General features: G+C 75.5%; 15 protein-coding genes. 11 read left to right on the top strand and 4 right to left on the bottom strand.

The window, feature by feature from the left end:
• Window positions 1-6 precede the first annotated feature (6 nt).
• From K1Y72_RS20980 to K1Y72_RS20935, 10 genes are all read left to right on the top strand, one after another.
• Window positions 7-918, top strand: coding sequence for an STM4015 family protein (locus tag K1Y72_RS20980; RefSeq protein ID WP_220168099.1), 912 nt, complete (start codon window positions 7-9; stop codon window positions 916-918).
• Complete coding sequence (locus tag K1Y72_RS20975) at window positions 915-1,982, top strand: STM4014 family protein (protein ID WP_220168098.1); 1,068 nt, start codon at window positions 915-917, stop codon at window positions 1,980-1,982. The genes K1Y72_RS20980 and K1Y72_RS20975 overlap by 4 nt, the downstream gene beginning before the upstream one ends.
• On the top strand, window positions 1,979-2,770 hold the full coding sequence (locus K1Y72_RS20970) for an STM4013/SEN3800 family hydrolase (RefSeq protein ID WP_220168097.1): 792 nt from the start codon (window positions 1,979-1,981) through the stop codon (window positions 2,768-2,770). The genes K1Y72_RS20975 and K1Y72_RS20970 overlap by 4 nt, the downstream gene beginning before the upstream one ends.
• Window positions 2,767-4,044 carry an STM4012 family radical SAM protein gene (locus K1Y72_RS20965; RefSeq protein WP_220168096.1) on the top strand — a complete coding sequence of 426 codons (1,278 nt, stop codon included), beginning with the start codon at window positions 2,767-2,769 and terminating at the stop codon, window positions 4,042-4,044. The genes K1Y72_RS20970 and K1Y72_RS20965 overlap by 4 nt, the downstream gene beginning before the upstream one ends.
• Window positions 4,044-4,892, top strand: a complete 849-nt coding sequence (locus K1Y72_RS20960; RefSeq protein WP_220168095.1) for an STM4011 family radical SAM protein — start codon at window positions 4,044-4,046, stop codon at window positions 4,890-4,892. The genes K1Y72_RS20965 and K1Y72_RS20960 overlap by 1 nt, the downstream gene beginning before the upstream one ends.
• 75 nt (window positions 4,893-4,967) lie before the next feature.
• A complete protein-coding gene (locus tag K1Y72_RS20955; RefSeq protein WP_220168094.1) occupies window positions 4,968-6,323 on the top strand; it encodes an LCP family protein in 1,356 nt (451 codons plus the stop codon).
• A 178-nt stretch (window positions 6,324-6,501) separates the two neighbouring features.
• The gene (locus K1Y72_RS20950; RefSeq protein WP_220168093.1) at window positions 6,502-7,182 is read left to right on the top strand and encodes a type 1 glutamine amidotransferase domain-containing protein; all 681 of its coding nucleotides are present in this window, start codon (window positions 6,502-6,504) and stop codon (window positions 7,180-7,182) included.
• Between the two features lie 3 nt (window positions 7,183-7,185).
• On the top strand, window positions 7,186-7,731 hold the full coding sequence (locus tag K1Y72_RS20945) for a TetR/AcrR family transcriptional regulator (protein ID WP_220168092.1): 546 nt from the start codon (window positions 7,186-7,188) through the stop codon (window positions 7,729-7,731).
• Window positions 7,728-8,750 carry an NADP-dependent oxidoreductase gene (locus K1Y72_RS20940; protein WP_220168091.1) on the top strand — a complete coding sequence of 341 codons (1,023 nt, stop codon included), beginning with the start codon at window positions 7,728-7,730 and terminating at the stop codon, window positions 8,748-8,750. Before K1Y72_RS20945 ends, K1Y72_RS20940 begins: the two co-directional genes overlap by 4 nt.
• A gap of 60 nt (window positions 8,751-8,810) precedes the next feature.
• The gene (locus K1Y72_RS20935; protein WP_220168090.1) at window positions 8,811-9,884 is read left to right on the top strand and encodes a hypothetical protein; all 1,074 of its coding nucleotides are present in this window, start codon (window positions 8,811-8,813) and stop codon (window positions 9,882-9,884) included.
• A 34-nt stretch (window positions 9,885-9,918) separates the two neighbouring features.
• On the opposite strand, the gene K1Y72_RS20930 is transcribed toward K1Y72_RS20935, so the two are convergent.
• From K1Y72_RS20930 to K1Y72_RS20920, 3 genes are read right to left on the bottom strand one after another with little or no spacing between them, the layout of a single operon-like run.
• Window positions 9,919-10,950 (bottom strand): DUF6745 domain-containing protein, encoded by a 1,032-nt coding sequence (locus K1Y72_RS20930; RefSeq protein ID WP_220168089.1) that lies wholly within the window; start codon window positions 10,948-10,950, stop codon window positions 9,919-9,921.
• On the bottom strand, window positions 10,950-11,276 hold the full coding sequence (locus K1Y72_RS20925) for a DUF8820 family protein (protein WP_220168088.1): 327 nt from the start codon (window positions 11,274-11,276) through the stop codon (window positions 10,950-10,952). Before K1Y72_RS20925 ends, K1Y72_RS20930 begins: the two co-directional genes overlap by 1 nt.
• A gap of 43 nt (window positions 11,277-11,319) precedes the next feature.
• A complete protein-coding gene (locus K1Y72_RS20920) occupies window positions 11,320-12,696 on the bottom strand; it encodes a threonine/serine exporter family protein (protein WP_258573060.1) in 1,377 nt (458 codons plus the stop codon).
• Between the two features lie 149 nt (window positions 12,697-12,845).
• Between K1Y72_RS20920 and K1Y72_RS20915 the strand changes: the two genes are divergently transcribed.
• On the top strand, window positions 12,846-14,972 hold the full coding sequence (locus K1Y72_RS20915) for a RecQ family ATP-dependent DNA helicase (RefSeq protein ID WP_220168087.1): 2,127 nt from the start codon (window positions 12,846-12,848) through the stop codon (window positions 14,970-14,972).
• A 364-nt stretch (window positions 14,973-15,336) separates the two neighbouring features.
• On the opposite strand, the gene K1Y72_RS20910 is transcribed toward K1Y72_RS20915, so the two are convergent.
• Entirely contained in the window at window positions 15,337-16,263 is a 927-nt protein-coding gene (locus tag K1Y72_RS20910) for a carbohydrate kinase family protein (RefSeq protein ID WP_220168086.1), read from the bottom strand.
• Between the last annotated feature and the right edge of the window lie 5 nt (window positions 16,264-16,268).

Genomic DNA, 16,268 nt, shown 5'->3' with positions numbered 1-16,268 from the left:
CCCGCAGTGACCTTCACCGAGCATCTGGCGGAGTTCGCCGGCCTGCCCGTCGTCACTCACGGCGCGGACGGCGCCGGCCCCCCGCCCGCCGCGGACGCCGTCGCGTGGCGGATCACGTCCGAGGGGCAGGCGGAGGACTGGGAGGGCTGCCTCGACCTGTTCGAGGCCGAGATCGACGCCGCCCGCGTCACCACCCTCGTCGTCGGATCGTGGTGGCAGGACCGCCACCCCCTGGAGATCCTGCTGGAGCGGGCCGCGTCCTACCCGGCCCTCCGCGCCCTCATGCTCGGGGACGTCCTCGGCGAGGAGTGCGAGGTCTCCTGGATCGTCCAGGGCGACGTGACGCCGCTGCTGGAGGCGTTCCCGCGCCTGGAGGTGCTCGCGGTGCGGGGCGCGGACGTGCAGTGGCCGCCGGTGGAGAGCGGCGTGCTGCGCGAGCTGCGGTTCGAGTCGGGCGGGCTGCCCGTCGAGGTCGTGCGCGGCGTCGCGGCCAGCGACCTGCCCGCGCTGGAGAGCCTCGCCCTGATGCTCGGCGACAGCGGGTACGGCGGCGACACCGAACTGGACGACCTCGCGCCGTTCCTGGACGGCGCGAGGTTCCCCGCGCTCCGCCACCTCGGCGTGGAGAACTGCGAGTTCACCGACCGGGTCGCCGCCGCCCTCGCGGCCGCGCCCGTCGTCGCGCGGCTGGAGTCGCTCAGCCTCGCCCTCGGGACGCTGTCCGACGCGGGCGCCGAGGCGCTGCTGTCGGGGCAGCCGCTCACCCACCTGCGGCGCCTCGACCTGCACCACCACTTCCTGTCCGAGGGAATGGTGGAGCGGCTGCGCGCCGCGCTGCCGGACACCGAGATCGACGCCGGCGAGCCGCTGCGCGACGACGCCCGACCCGGGTTCATCTACATCGCGGTCGCGGAATGAGGGGCTTCACCGTCCTCGGGACGCCCGGCGACCGGCGGGTGGCGCTGTTCGCCGCCGCCTGCCGGTCCGCCGGCCTGGACGACCCGCACGTGATCGCCTGGACGGACCTGCTGCGCGGCGCCGCGCCGCGCGTCCCGGACGGCACCGTCCTGCGGATCGACTCGCCCGGCGAGGACCCCGAGGCCGACGCCCTGCTGCGCGGCCCCGGCGACCCGGCGCGCGTCGGCGGCGGCGCCGCCTGGTACGCCCGCTTCACCGCGGCGCTCCGCCGCCTGCCCGCCGCGCCGTCCACCAGCGACGCCGGCGACATCGCGGTCATGTTCGACAAGCGGCTCTGCCACGCCCGGCTGGACGCCGCCGGCGTGCCCGTCCCGGCCGCGCTGCCGCAGGTCACCGGGTACGGCGAGCTGCGGGAGCGGATGGCGGCGGCGGGGGAGCGGCGGGTGTTCGTCAAGCCCGCGCACGGCTCGTCGGCGTCGGGCGTGATCGCGCTCCAGACCGCCCCCGGCGGCCGGATCAAGGCCGTCACCTCGGCCGCGCCCGCCCCGGGCGGCGGCTACGTGAACTCGCTGCGGGTCCGGTCCTACGACACCGAGGCCGAGGTCGCCGCGCTGGTCGGCGCGCTCGCCCCCGACGGCCTGCACGTCGAGCGCTGGATGCCGAAGGCCGCCCTGGGCGGCCGCACCCTGGACCTGCGGGTCGTGGTCGTCGGCGGCGAGCCGACGCACGCCGTCGTCCGCACCAGCCGCTCGCCGATGACGAACCTGCACCTCGGCGGGGCGCGCGGCGACCTCGGCGCTGTCCGCGAGGCGCTCGGCGCCGGCGGCTGGGCGCGGGCGCTGGACGCCTGCGCGGCCGCGGCCGCCTGCTTCCCCGGCAGCCTCATGGCCGGCGTGGACCTGCTCGTCGGAGCCGGGTGGCGGCGCGTCGCGGTCGGCGAGGTCAACGCGTTCGGCGACCTGCTGCCCGGCCTCACCGGCCTGCCCGGCGGCCCCGCCGCGCACCTCGACACCTACGCGGCGCAGGTCCGCGCCGCGCTCCGGGGCGTCCCGTGCACGACATGAACGAGATCATCGGCAGCCACGACGTGCTGCTGGTGACGCTGGACACCCTGCGCTACGACGTGGCCGCCGAGCTGGCGGCCGGCGGCGGCCTCCCGACGCTCGCCGGGCTGCTGCCGGGCGGGCGGTGGGAGCGGCGGCACAGCCCCGGCAGCTTCACCTACGCCGCTCACGCCGCGATCCTCGCCGGGTTCCTGCCGACGCCCGCCGCGCCCGGCCCGCACCCACGGCTGTTCGCCGCGGAGTTCCCCGGCAGCGAGACGACCGCCGACGGCACCTGGCGGTTCCACGCCGCCGACCTGCCGACCGGCCTCGCCGAAGCGGGCTACCACACCGCCTGCGTCGGCGGCGTCGGCTTTTTCAACAAGCGCACGCCCCTCGGGTCGGCGCTGCCGTCGATGTTCGCCGAGAGTCACTGGGAGCCGGAGTTCGGCGTCACCGACCCCGCGTCGCTGCCGAACCAGATCGACCGCGCCGCCGAGATCGTCGGACGGCTGCCGGCGGACCGGCGGCTGTTCCTGCTGCTCAACGTCGCCGCCCTGCACCAGCCCAACTGGTTCCACCTGGAGGGTGCGAGCCGCGAGCACGGCGACACCCGCGAGAGTCACGCCGCCGCGCTCCGCCACGTCGACGCCCATATAGGGCGGTTGTTCGACCTGATGCGCCGCCCCTGTTTCGTCATCGTCTGCTCCGACCACGGCACCGCCTATGGGGAGGACGGCCACTCCGGCCACCGCCTCGGGCACGAGGTCGTGTGGACGGTCCCCTACGGAGAGTTCCTGCTGCGATGAACGGCCCCCACCAGGGAAGTCCCTACCAGGGATACGTCTACGCCTACCCGCACAAGACCGCCTATCGGCCCCTCGACCCCGAGCCCGCCCTCGCGGACGTGTGGCGGGACGAGGACCGCAGCGCGCTGTTCCTCTACCTGCACGTCCCGTTCTGCGAGATGCGGTGCGGGTTCTGCAACCTGTTCACCCGCACCGGCGCCCCCGAGGAGCTGACCGGCGCCTACCTGGACGCCCTGGAGCGGCAGGCGCGCACCGTCCGCGACGCGCTCGGCGACGCCCGGTTCGCCACCGCCGCGTTCGGCGGCGGCACCCCCACCTACCTCACCGCCGCCGAGCTGGAGCGGCTCTGCGCCATCGCGGGCGTCGGCGCGATCCCGCTCGGCGTCGAGACGTCCCCGGCGACCGCGACCGCCGACCGCCTCCAGGTCCTCGCCGACCACGGCACGACGCGGATCTCCATCGGCGTGCAGAGCTTCGTCGACGCCGAGGCCCGCGCCGCCGTCCGCCCGCAGAAGCGCGCCGAGGTCGAGGCGGCCCTCGACCGCATCCGCGCGGTCGGGTTCCCCGTCCTCAACATCGACCTGATCTACGGCATCGACGGGCAGACCGCCGTCACCTGGCTGCACTCCCTGGACGCCGCGCTCGCCTGGCGGCCCGAGGAGATCTACCTGTACCCGCTGTACGTGCGGCCGCTCACCGGCCTCGCCCGCCGCGCCGACTGGGACGACCACCGGCTGGAGCTGTACCGCCTCGGCCGCGACCACCTGCTCGCCCAGGGCTACGAGCAGGTGTCCATGCGCATGTTCCGGCTGCCCGGCGGCGCGGGCGGCGGCACCGAGTACTGCTGCCAGACCGACGGCATGGTCGGCCTCGGCTGCGGCGCCCGCTCCTACACCGCCGACCTGCACTACTCCTTCGAGTACGCGGTCGGCGCGAGCCAGGTGCGGGCCATCATCGACGACTACGTGAAGGCCGACGACTTCTCCACCGCCCGCGTCGGGTTCCGCCTGGACGACGACGAGCGCCGCCGCCGGCACCTGCTGCAATCGCTCCTGCAAGCCGAAGGGCTCGACACCGCCTCTTACACGACCCGCTTCGGCACCGCGCCCGCCGCCGATTTCGACCTCGGGACGTTCCGCGAGCGCGGCTGGCTGGACGAGACGCCCGGACGCCTCCGCCTGACTCCCGAGGGACTCGCCCATTCCGACGCGGTCGGCCCGGCGCTGTTCTCGCCGAACGCCCGCGCCCTGATGGACGCCTACGAGGCGCGCTGATGCGGCACCTGACGATCCTGTACCGGGGGCCGCTGGCGAGCTGCGACTACGACTGCCCCTACTGCCCGTTCGCCAAGCGCCGCGACACCCCCGAGCAGCTGCGCGCCGACCGCACCGCCCTGGAGCGCTTCACCGAATGGGTCGCCGCGCAGGACCACCCGGTGTCGGTGCTGTTCACGCCGTGGGGCGAGGGCCTCGTCCGGTCCTGGTACCGGCGGGCGCTCGTCCGCCTCAGCCACCTGCCGCACGTCGAGCGCGCCGCCATCCAGACCAACCTCAGCCACCGCACGTCCTGGACGGCGGACGCCGACCTGGACACCCTCGCGCTCTGGACGACCTACCACCCCGGCCAGGTCGAGCACGAGCGGTTCGCCGCCAAATGCCGCGACCTCGCCGCGCGCGGCGTCCGGTTCAGCGTCGGCGTCGTCGGGCAGCCCGAGCACCTGGACGCCGCCCGCCGCCTGCGCGCCGACCTGCCCGAGGGCGTCTACCTGTGGGTGAACGCCGCCGAGGGCCGCACCTACACCGACGCCGAGGCCGCCGGCTGGCAGGCCCTCGACCCGCTGTTCTCCTACAGCCGGCGCCCCCACCCGAGCCGCGGCCTGCCGTGCCGGACCGGCGATACGGTCGTGTCGGTGGACGGCGACGGGACGGTGCGGCGCTGCCACTTCGTCCCGGCCGTGCTCGGCAACCTCTACGACGGCAGCTTCCGGGAGGCGCTGCGTCCGCGCGGCTGCCCGCTGGCGGAGTGCGACTGCCACATCGGCTACGTCCACCTGGAAGCGACGGGCCTGTACGACGTGTTCCGCGGCGGCCTGCTGGAGCGGATTCCGCACGGCGCGCCTTAGAAGATCATGGAATGAACCTTTCGGGGGCGGTGCGGCGATACAACACCGACAAGCCTCTCGAAAGGGTCTTCCCGGATGGACGAACCGCGCCGCCGCCGGTCGCGCCCGCACGGCCTGCCCGCCTGGTCCTCGATCGCGCTCGCCGCGGTGCTGGTGACCGGCAGCCTGTCCGCCTACGGCTACTACTACCGGCTCCAGGGCAGCATCGAGCACGAGGACACCGACGGCCTCATCGGCGGCGGCCGCCCGAAGAAGCTGAACGGCGCGCTGAACATCCTGCTCATCGGCTCCGACGGGCGGAACGGCGCGAACGCCAGGTTCGGGCGGGGCCTGCGGAACAAGGCGCCGGCCTCCGACACCATGATCCTGCTGCACCTGTCGCCCGGCGGCGAGCAGGCCATGGGCATCAGCTTCCCGCGCGACCTGATGGTGCCGATCCCGGCCTGCACCAAGCCGGGCGGCGGCCGCACGCCGGCGTACGCACTGCAGCAGATCAACGTGGCGATGGCGCTGGCCGGGCCGTCCTGCACGGTGAAGACGATCGAGCAGGTCTCGAGCATCAAGATCGACCACTTCGTGCAGGTGGACTTCGTCGGGTTCGAGGGCGTGACCAAGGCGGTCGGCGGCGTCCCGATCTGCCTGCCGCACGACGTGCGCGACCCGCAGGCCGGGCTCTACATGACCCGGGGGACGCACACCGTCAAGGGCGCGCAGGCCCTCGCCTACGTCCGGTCGCGGCACGCCTTCGGGGACGGCACCGACACCGGGCGCATCAAGCGGCAGCAGAAGTTCCTCGGCTCGCTCGCCCAGCAGGCGATGCGCGGCGACGTCCTCGCCAACCCCGTCCGGCTGAACGCGCTGTTGAACTCGGTCGCCAAATCGCTGAAGACCGACTCGGGCCTCAGCACGGTGAAAATGCTGGCCATCCTGCAAGGCGTCCGTGGCCTCAAGGCGAGCGACCTGCGGTTCGTGACCGTGCCCAGCGGTCCTTGGTCGCAGAACCGCGACCGGGTCGCGCTGACTCCTGCCGCCGCGCCGTTCTTCGCCGCCGTCCGCGCCGACCGCACCGTCCCGAAGACGGCGCCGAAGCCGACCGCCCAGGCCGGGCGACTGCGCGTCCTCAACGCCTCCGGGAACGAGGGGCAGGCCAAGGCCGCCGCCGACGCGCTGCGCACCCGCGGCTACACCATCACCAAGGTCGGCAACCTGAAGACCGCGTCCTTCACCCGCATCCGCTACGGTGCCGGCGACCGCGCGGCTGCGGAGGCCCTCGCCAAGGTGGTGCCCCGCGCCACGCTCACCCCGACCGCGAGCGCCGCGCCGGGCGTCCTCGACCTGGTCATCGGGCCCGGGTTCACCGTCCCCAAGGACGCCGGGGGCGGCATCACCCGCCAGGCGGGCGAGATCCGCGCCGACGACGCGCTCTGCTAGCGGTTGCCTGGCGGCGCCGTCCAGGGCTCACCGGGAGCGGGCCGCCTCGCGCAGCGTCCCGGCGAGGAAAAGATCATTTGGGCTCGGCGGCGGTCGCGCATAGCGTGGGCACCGACGACGAAGTGACGATCAACGCACGGAACGTCAGGACGACCAGGCCAGACGTCAAGGAGGACGCATGTCCAGGATTCTCTTCGTGGTGACCGGCGCCCGCCACTGGACGCTGAAGGACGGCACCGAGCACCCCACCGGCTACTGGGCCGAGGAGCTGCTCACCCCTTACGAGACCTTCACCGGCGCGGGCCACGAGGTGGTCTTCGCCACCCCGGGCGGCGTCGCGCCGGTCGCCGACGGCGGCAGCCTCGCGCCCGAGAACAACGGCGGCCGCGACGTCCGGCCCGCGCTGGACGCCATCGCGGGCCTGGCGCACCCGCTGAAGCTCGCCGAGATCGACCTCGCCGACTACGACGCGGTGTTCTACCCCGGCGGCCACGGCCCCATGGAGGACCTCGCGGTGGACGCCGACTCCGGCCGCCTGCTCGCGGCGGCGCTGGACTCCGGCAAGCCGCTCGGCGTCGTCTGCCACGCCCCGGCCGCGCTGCTCGCCGCCGACCGCGCGGACGGCGGCAACGCCTTCACCGGCTACCGCCTCACCGGCTTCACCAACGCCGAGGAGACCCAGGCCGGCCTCGCCGACCGGGCGCTCTGGCTGCTCCAGGACCGCCTGGCCGCCCTCGGCGCCGACTTCCAGGAGGGCGAGCCCTGGCAGCCCCACGTGGTCGCCGACCGCAACCTGGTCACCGGCCAGAACCCCGCCTCGTCCGGCCCGCTCGCGGACGAGATCCTCGCCCGGCTCTGACCCATGGCCGACCGCCTGGACGAGGTGCTGGACGCCGCGTACGCCTGCCTGGAGCTGTACGGCGCGCGGCGCACCACCATGGACGACATCGCGCGGCGCGCCGGCATGTCGCGGTCGGCGGTCTACCAGTACGTCCGCAACAAGGACGACGCGTTCCGCCGCCTCGCCGAGCGCCTGCACGAGCAAGCCCTCGGCGCGGCGGCCGGCGCCGCGTCCCGGCCCGGCGCCGCGCCCCGCGAGCGGGTGCGCGGCGTCCTGGCCGCCAAGCTCGCGCTGCTGCCGCCCGGCGGCTCGCCGCACACCGCCGAGCTGCTGGACGAGCGCGCCCGCCTGTTCGGCGGCATCTGCGAGGGCTTCACCGCCCGGCTGCGCGCGCTGCTGATCGACATCTTCACCACCGCGGGGCTGCCCGCGCCCGCCGACGCCGCCGACGTCTGCCTGGCGCTCGCCCGCGGCTTCGAGGCCGCGCCCGGCACCGCCAGGCTGCTGCCGCAGGCCGTGGAGGCCCTGCTCGAAGGCTATTCGCACACCGAAGGAGTACCGCTGTGAACGACACCACGGGGACCAGCACGAGCCGAGAGATCCACCTCGTCGCCCGGCCGAAGGGCGAGCCGAAGGAGTCCGACTTCGCCGCCGTGGACGTGCCGGTGGGCGAACCGGGCGAGGGCCAGATCCTCGTCCGCAACGACTGGATGTCGGTGGACCCGTACATGCGGGGCCGCATGAACGACACCAAGTCCTACGTGCCGCCGTTCAAGCTGGACGAGGTGATGCAGGGCGGCGCCGTCGGCACCGTCGTCGCGTCCCGCGCGGACGGCGTGCCCGAGGGCGCGACCGTCCTGCACATGGCGGGCTGGCGCGAGTACGCGGTGCTGGACGCGAAGTGGGCGCGGGTCGTGGACACCTCGATCGCGCCGCCGCAGTCCTACCTCGGCGCGCTCGGCATGGTGGGCCTCACCGCGTACGCGGGCCTCGTCCGCATCGCGCCGGTGGAGAAGGGCGACACCGTCTTCATCTCCGGCGCGGCCGGCGCCGTCGGCATCATCGCCGGGCGCGTCGCCCGCCACCTCGGCGCCGCCCGCGTCGTCGGCTCGGCGGGCGGCCCGGAGAAGGCCCGCCGCCTCACCGAGGAGTTCGGCTACGACGCCGCCGTCGACTACCGCCGGGGCGACCTGGAGGGGCAGCTCGCGGCGGCGGCGCCGGACGGCGTGGACGTGTACTTCGACAACGTCGGCGGCGACCACCTGCGCGCCGCGATCGCCGCGGCCAACACCGGCGGCCGGTTCGCGATGTGCGGCGCGGTGTCGGCCTACAACGCCGACAAGCCCGTGCCCGGCCCCGACAACCTGTTCCTCATCGTCGGCAAGCGCCTCACCCTGCGCGGCTTCATCGTCGGCGACCACAACGACCTCGCCGAGGAGTACGCGCGCCTCGCCGCGGGCTGGCTCGCCGACGGGTCGCTGTCGTACGAGGAGACCGTCGTGGAGGGCATCGACAGCGCGGTGGGCGCGTTCACCGGCATGCTGCGCGGCGCCAACACCGGCAAGATGCTCGTCCGCCTCACCTGAGCGGCGGACACCGCCCCGCCCCGCGGTTACGATCACCGGGGACGAACCGTGGAGGCGGTCATGGGCCTCGGGCCGGCACTCGCACTCATCGCCGTCGCCTACGCGCTCGGCCTGCTGACGGGGCGGCTACGGCGACGCGCGCCGGCCCCGCCCGCGGTGCCCGCCGGCCCCGACGAGACCGATCGGGCGATCACCGGGTTCGGCGAGGAGCTCGCCGCCCTCGACATCGACCCGGCGGCGCCCCGCGTCCACGCCGAGTCGCTCGCCGACTACGGCCGCGCCCTGGACGCCTACGAGGAGGCCAAGCAGGCGCGGACGGCGGACCCGGGCGACCCCGTCCCCACCCGGCGGGCGCTGGAGGCGGGCCGGACGGCGCTGATCCGCATCCAGGCGCGGGAGGCGGGGCGCCCGGTGCCGGCCGATCCCGAGCGGATCGCCGCGCACCGTCCCGCGCCCGCCTACAGCGGCGACCGCTTCCGCTACCAGGGGCGCTCGGACGCCGACCACCTCTTCGCGATCGACTGGCCCGAGCCGGGCGCCCCGGCGATCGTCCACTTCGCCCGGCAGGGCGCGGACGGCGAGGCCCGGCTGGAGGCGGTGGCGATCGCGGACGGCCGCGAGGAGGCCGGGCGGGTCGCGTTCCTGTGGGGGCCTGCCGAAGGGCGCTTCCTCATCGGAGGCTGGACCAACCCGGTGTACCCGGCCGGCGCCACCCACCTGCGAGTGCCGGCCGACGACTGGCCGAGCGCCGCCCACAACACCTGGACGCTGCGCCTGGAATCCGCCCGCGACGCCGCCGAGCTGACCGCCGAGCACCACGGCCTGGGCGCGGACGTGCTGGCGGTGCGCGCCGCCGCCCGCACCGCCCTCAACGTGCACCTCGACACCGACGGGCCGTGGCGGGTCGCCTACCAGTGCGGGCGCGCCCACGCGCACCGGCCCGCCTGCCGCCGGGGCGAACCGGCCCTGGCGGGCAGCGGGCCGCGCATGTTCGGCCTGACGCTGCCCGGCCCCGGCCTGGTCTGCGTGGACGTGCCGCCGCGCGCCCGCTGGTCGCTGACCCTGGCGGAGGCCGGTCCGGCCGGGGCGGGACGGCTGCTGCGCGGCATCGTCCCCGGCGGCGCGGCGCCCTGACGGCGGGGGGAAGGGGCCGTCAGGGCGCCGGGGCTCACGTCTCGCGGAGCGGGCGGTACTCCTCCTCGCCGAGCCCGAACGTCCACGCGACGCCCTCGCGGGCGGTGCGGGTGCCGGGCGGGACGCGCAGGTGGTAGACGCGGGACGTGCCGTCGGGCTCGGGCGTGGAGTTGACCACCTCGACCATGACGACCGGCTCGTCGCCGGGCAGGTCGATCCGCCAGAGGACGCCGGTCGCGTCGCGGTGCAGCGGGCGGGCGCCGGTCTCGGCGAGGTACCGGTCGTAGCCGAAGATCTCCAGCATGACGCGGCGCAGCTCGGCGTTGCCCTCGGCGTCGATGCGCGCGGTCGTGAGGCCGCCGAGGGAGGCGACGAAGTCGGCCGGGATCGGCATGCCGCGCCAGGCGTGCAGGGCGAACCCGTCGGGGTAGGCGAGGGCGGGGCCGGCGCCGTTGTGCAGCCGGCCCGGCTCGTCGCGGTGCAGCTCGGTCGGCCGCTCCGACAGGATCGCGATGCGCTCGAACGGCCACCACCAGCCGGCCGACCGGGCGACCTCGGCGAGCCCGGCGAGCGGGTCGAGGAGGCCGAGGGAGTCGAACAGCGCGAGCCAGGCCGCCTCGTGCTGGCCGAGGACGGCGTCCAGCGTCGCGGCGCGCTGCGCGGCCCGCGTCTCGTCGTCGCCGCCGTCGTCGTCGCCGATGCCCTGGCGGATGCGGGTGACGAGGGTGCTCGTCTGCTCCCAGAGCGGCCCGCCGGTCGCGGCCCACGCCTCGGCCCAGCCCTGCGGGCCGAGCTCGGCGTAGGCGTCCGCGCGGACGGCCTCCCAGGGGGCGGTGCGGACGGCGTCGCGGACGCTCGCGCCCAGGTCGCCCGCGCCGATGGTGGTGGCGGCGCGGGCTGCCTCGGCGGGCGAGTCCGTCCAGACGAAGTGCTCGGGGGCGGGCAGGCCGGCGGCGGCGTAGGCGGCGCGGACGCCGGCCTCGGCGCGGGGGCGGTCGGCGGGACCGGTGGCGAACGCGGCGTCCTGCCAGGTCAGCACCAGCGCGGCGCGGGTGAGGGCGTCCATCAGTCGGCCACCACCCGGACCGCGCCGGGCACGTACTCGCGCTGCCGGACCACCCGGTACCAGCCCTTCGGCAGGGAGATCGCGGCGTGCTCCTCGTGGCCGAGCCGCCCGCCGTCGGGCAGATGCAGGTGGTCGGCGGCGAGGGGGTCGGGGGAGCGGCGCAGCTCGCCGGGGGCGGCGAGCGCGTGCGCGTGGCCCGTCGCCTCGCCGAGCGCGAGGACCATGCGGCCCCGGCCGTCGCGGGGGGCGGGCGGAAGGGCGCGGACGGAGGCCGGCACGGCGTCCTCCGCGACCGGCACGATGAGGATGTCTCCCTGTCGGTACATGCCGGGCACGCTAACCGGCGCCACCGACAGTCCCGGGCGCCCCTCAGAAACCCCTGGTCCGGCGGGCGGCGGGGCGCGCCCAGCGGCCCGAGGCGCTCAGCCCGACGCGCTGGAAGGCGCGCACCAGCTCGCCGCCGAGGTTCACCCCGGCGCCGAGCGCGAGCGCCACCGACAGCGCCGACACCAGGCTGAGCGCGCCCTCGGCGGCGCCGTCGCGGGTGTTCAGCTCGACCATGCCCCGGTACAGCAGCAGGCCGGGCAGCAGCGGCGCGATCGACGGGACGACGTAGGGCAGCGCGGGCGCGTGCCGGCGGCGCGCGTACAGGTTGCCGGCGAGGCCGATGAACACCGCCGACACCGCCGACGCCAGCACCGGCGTCACGCGCGCGTTCAGCAGCAGCGCGTACACCGTCCAGATGAGGGCGCCGCCCGCCGCCGCCGGGAGCAGCACGTCGCGCGGCACCGCCAGACATACGGCGAAGGTGACCGCGACGCCCGCCGCCGAGAGCACCGGCAGCGGCCGCAGCAGCGCGGGCGCGCTCGGCAGCTCGCCGACGTTGACGTCGACGCCGACCTGCATCGCCAGGTACACGACCGCGCCGAGCCCGGCGACGATCGCGGCGATGATGAAGAACACCTCCAGCAGGCGGGCGCCCGCGCTCACGAGGTCGCCGGTGATGCCGTCCTGGACGCTCGCGACGAGCGGCCGCCCCGGCAGCAGCGCCAGGATCGCGCCGGTGACGATGGTGGACGCGCGCCCGGGGTTGCCCATCGCGACCACGACCACCGCCGCCGTCGCACCGATCGCGGCCGCGAGCGCGAGCTGGAAGAACTCGGCGACGCCGCGCCGGGCGAGCGCCGCCGCCGCGCGGTCGCCGAGCAGCGTGGCGACGAACGCGGTGGCCGCGACGATCGCCCCGCCGCCGCCGAGGACGCCCGCGAACGCGGCGATCAGCCCGAGCGACACGACCATCAGCCAGGGCGGGTAGGGCGCGCGGCCGTGCTTGATCTCGCGCAGGCGCTCGCGGGCGGCGGCCGGCGCCAGCATCCCGACGGACGCCCGCCGCACCAGGTCGTGCAGCGCGGTCAGCCGCCAGTAGGCGGGCGTCCGGCGGCGGATCGCGCGGGTCCCGGTGACGGGCGGGGCGCCGCCCCCGGGATGCACCGACACCAGGATGCTGGTGAAGGAGACCTGCACCTCCGCGCGCGGCAGCTCGTAGGCCAGGGCGAGGCTCAGCATGGCCTCGTTCACCCGCTCGGTGGACTCCCCGGAGGCGAGCAGCAGCTCGCCGACCCGCAGCACGAGGTCGATCGCCCGCGGGTCGAACGCCTCGCCCGGCTCGTCCTCGGGCGGTTCGGGGTCCGGGCCGTCCATGAGGGCCGTCCAGCCGTGCCGCACCCGCTCCATCGCCCGCCCCATGGCCGAACGCGTCCCCCTCGTCCCGTCCCGTCAAGATCGCGCTTGAGGTTACCTTTATCCGACTTGTCCCTATTCCAGGCTCCGGGCGGACTTATCCACAGAACGGGGTTCGGGTGCGGGGTGTCGGCGGCGGCTGATAGCAAGGAGGGGTGACCACCACCGACGAGCGCGCCACCGATCCCACCGCCGCCGGCCTCCGCGACGAGGCCGAGGCGTGCCTCCGCGCCCTCGCGGGCGACCACGCCCGCCTGCGCGACGACCAGTGGACGGCGATCCGCGCCCTGGTGGTCGAGCGCCGCCGCGCCCTCGTCGTCCAGCGCACCGGCTGGGGCAAGTCGGCGGTCTACTTCGTCGCCACCCGGCTGCTGCGCGCCCGCGGCGCCGGCCCCACCGTGATCGTCTCGCCGCTGCTCGCGCTCATGCGCAACCAGATCGCCTCCGCCGAGCGGGCCGGCATCACCGCCCGCACGATCAACTCCGCCAACACCGACGACTGGGAGCGGGTCTTCGCCGAGGTCGAGCAGGGCGCGGTCGACGTCCTGCTGGTCAGCCCCGAGCGGCTCAACAACCCCGACTTCCGCGACCTCGTCCTGCCCAAGCTCGCCGCCGGCGCCGGCCTCGTCGTCGTCGACGAGGCGCACTGCATCTCCGACTGGGGCCACGACTTCCGCCCCGACTACCGGCGGCTGCGCACCCTGCTCGCCGACCTGCCGCCCGGCATCCCCGTCCTCGCCACCACCGCCACCGCCAACGCCCGCGTCACCGACGACGTCGCCGAGCAGCTCGCCGAGGACGACACCCTCGTCCTGCGCGGCGCCCTGGAACGCGACTCGCTGCACCTGTCGGTCGTCGAGCTGCCCTCCGCCGAGCAGCGCGTCGCCTGGCTCGGCGAGCACCTGGACGCCCTGCCGGGCTCGGGCATCGTCTACACCCTCACCGTCGCCGCCGCCCACGAGCTCACCGCCTACCTGCGCGACCGCGGCCACGCCGTCGCCGCCTACTCGGGCCAGACCGAGCCCGCCGAGCGGCTCCAGGCCGAGCGCGACCTCCAGGACAACGCCCTCAAGGCGCTCGTCGCCACCAGCGCCCTCGGCATGGGCTTCGACAAGCCCGACCTCGGCTTCATCGTCCACCTGGGCGCCCCCGCCTCGCCCGTCGCCTACTACCAGCAGATCGGCCGCGCCGGCCGCGGCGTCGACCGCGCCGAGGTCGTCCTGCTGCCCGGCCGCGAGGACCGCGACATCTGGGCCTACTTCGCCAGCCTGGCGTTCCCGCCCGAGCCGGTCGTCCGCACCACCCTCGGCGTGCTGGAGGCGGCCGGCCGGCCGCTGTCCACCAGCGCGCTGGAGCCGCAGGTCGACCTCAACCGGGCGCGGCTGGAGATGATGCTGAAGGTCCTGGACGTCGACGGCGCCGTCCGCCGCGTCAAGGGCGGCTGGACGGCCACCGGGCAGCCCTGGGCCTACGACCGCGAGCGCTACCGGCGCGTCTCGGCCGAACGCGCCCGCGAGCAGCAGGCGATGCTCGACTACATCGCCACCACCGGCTGCCGTGAGGAGTTCCTGCGCAGCCAACTGGACGACCCGGCCGCCGCACCCTGCGGCCGCTGCGACAACTGCACCGGCGCGCACCGCCCGGCCGCCGTCAGCGCCGAGTTCGCCGCCGCCGCCCGCGACCGCCTCGCCCGCCCCGGCGTCGACGTCGCGCCCCGCCGCATGTGGCCGACCGGCGTCAAGGACGACCCCGGCGTCTCCGGCCGCATCGCCGCCGGAGCCATGGCCGAGACGGGCCGCGCCCTCGGCCGCCTCACCGACATCGGCTGGGGCAACCGGCTGCGCGCCCTGCTCGCCGACTCCGCCCCCGACACCGAGATCCCCGACGACATGTTCCAGGCCGTCGTGAAGGTCCTGGCCGCCTGGGACTGGGCCGAGCGCCCCGCCGGCGTCGTCGCCGTCGGCTCCCGCACCCGCCCCCTCCTCGTCGGCAGCCTGGCCCGCCGCATCGCCGAGATCGGCCGCCTGCCCCACCTGGGCGACCTGATCCCCCTCGGCGAACCCGCCCCGCGCCGCCACAACAGCGCCCAGCGCCTCCGCTCGGTCTGGCACTCCCTGGCCCTCCCCGACGACGTCGCCGCCGCCGTCGCGTCCGCCGGCGGCCCCGTCCTCCTGATCGACGACCGCATCGACACCGGCTGGACCGCCACCGTCGCCGCCCGCCTCCTCCGCGAGGCCGGCGCCCCCGCCGTCCTCCCCCTCGTCCTCGCCGTCCCCAACTGACCGGGGACGGCCGGGGGCACGGCCGGACGGGGCGCCCGCCCCGGCGCGGCGTTCGGAGCGCGGGGCCTACGCGGGGCCTACGCGGGGCGGTACGAGCGGGCGGACCGGGCGCCGCGGTCCGGGCGGCTCGATCGGGTCCGAGGGCGGGCACGTCACCGTGCGCGCCGCACGCGAACCGCGCGGGGATGCATGATCGGGGGGTGGGGGGTAGGCGGCCGGCATGTTCTTCTTCTTTTCGAGCCGGCTCGGGTGCCTGGCCTCGCTCGCCGCCAGCGTCGTCGTGACCGTCGTGCTGTACCTGCTGCTCAGCAGGTGACCGGGCCGCCCGGTGCGGGGCGGTTCGGCGGCGCGGCCCGGCGGGGCGTCAGTTCTTGATGGGGTTGTCCATCACGTCGAGGGACGGGCGGGCGCCCAGGTGCTGGAGGGCCTGGACGGCGAGCTGGCAGCCGGCCGTGAGGGCCTCCGCCGGGGGCTTGCCGTCCAGCCAGACCGGCAGGAACCCGGCGACGAACGCGTCGCCCGCGCCCGTCCCGTCGACGATCTTGTCGACGGGCTCGGCGGGGACCGCGATCGGCTCGGGGCGGCCGTTGGTGTACCAGAGGGCGCCGTCGGCACCGCACTTGATCACGACCTGGGGGTACCAGGCGGTCAGCACCTTGGCGGCCTGGTCGGGCTGCTCGCGGCCGGTCAGCACCTCGGCCTCGGCGGCGTTCAGGACGAGCAGCCGGGCGCCCTGGGTCCACTCCAGGAACGGCTCGGCGCCCATCCGCTTCAGCGGCGACGACGAGCCGCCGTCCACCGAGATGGACATCTGCGCCTTGCGGGCCAGGTCCAGGGTGTGGATGGCGGCCTTGCGCGACCCCTCGTTGATCAGCGAGTAGCCCGACAGGTGCAGGTGGACGCCCTGGTGGAACAGGTCCCGGCAGCGGTCGATGTCCTCGATCAGCAGCGCGGCGTTGGCGCCGGGGTCCGACAGCATCGTGCGGTCGCCCTTGTGGGTGACCAGCACCACGCAGGTGCCGGTGGGGCGCTCGGAGTCCATCACCAGGCGGGCGTCGACGCCGTACCCCATGAGCTCCATGTCGCGGTTGCGGCCCGCGATGTCGGAGCCGCGGCGGCCGACGAACGCGACGTCGACGCCGTTCAGGGCGAGCCAGGAGGCGACGTTGGCACCCGAGCCGCCCCCGTGGGACGACACGGCGGCCGGGGTGTCGCTTCCCTTGGCGAGGGGGAACGCGGCACGAGCCACGGTGTCGGTCATCAAGTCGCCGACCACGACCACGCGCGTCATGGGAG

Origin of the sequence: Actinomadura parmotrematis (genome assembly GCF_019458805.1) — a bacterium.
In the GTDB taxonomy this organism is placed as follows: domain Bacteria; phylum Actinomycetota; class Actinomycetes; order Streptosporangiales; family Streptosporangiaceae; genus Spirillospora; species Spirillospora parmotrematis.
The sequence above is the reverse complement of the archived record's forward strand: the minus strand, read 5'-3'. Positions and strand labels throughout refer to the sequence as shown.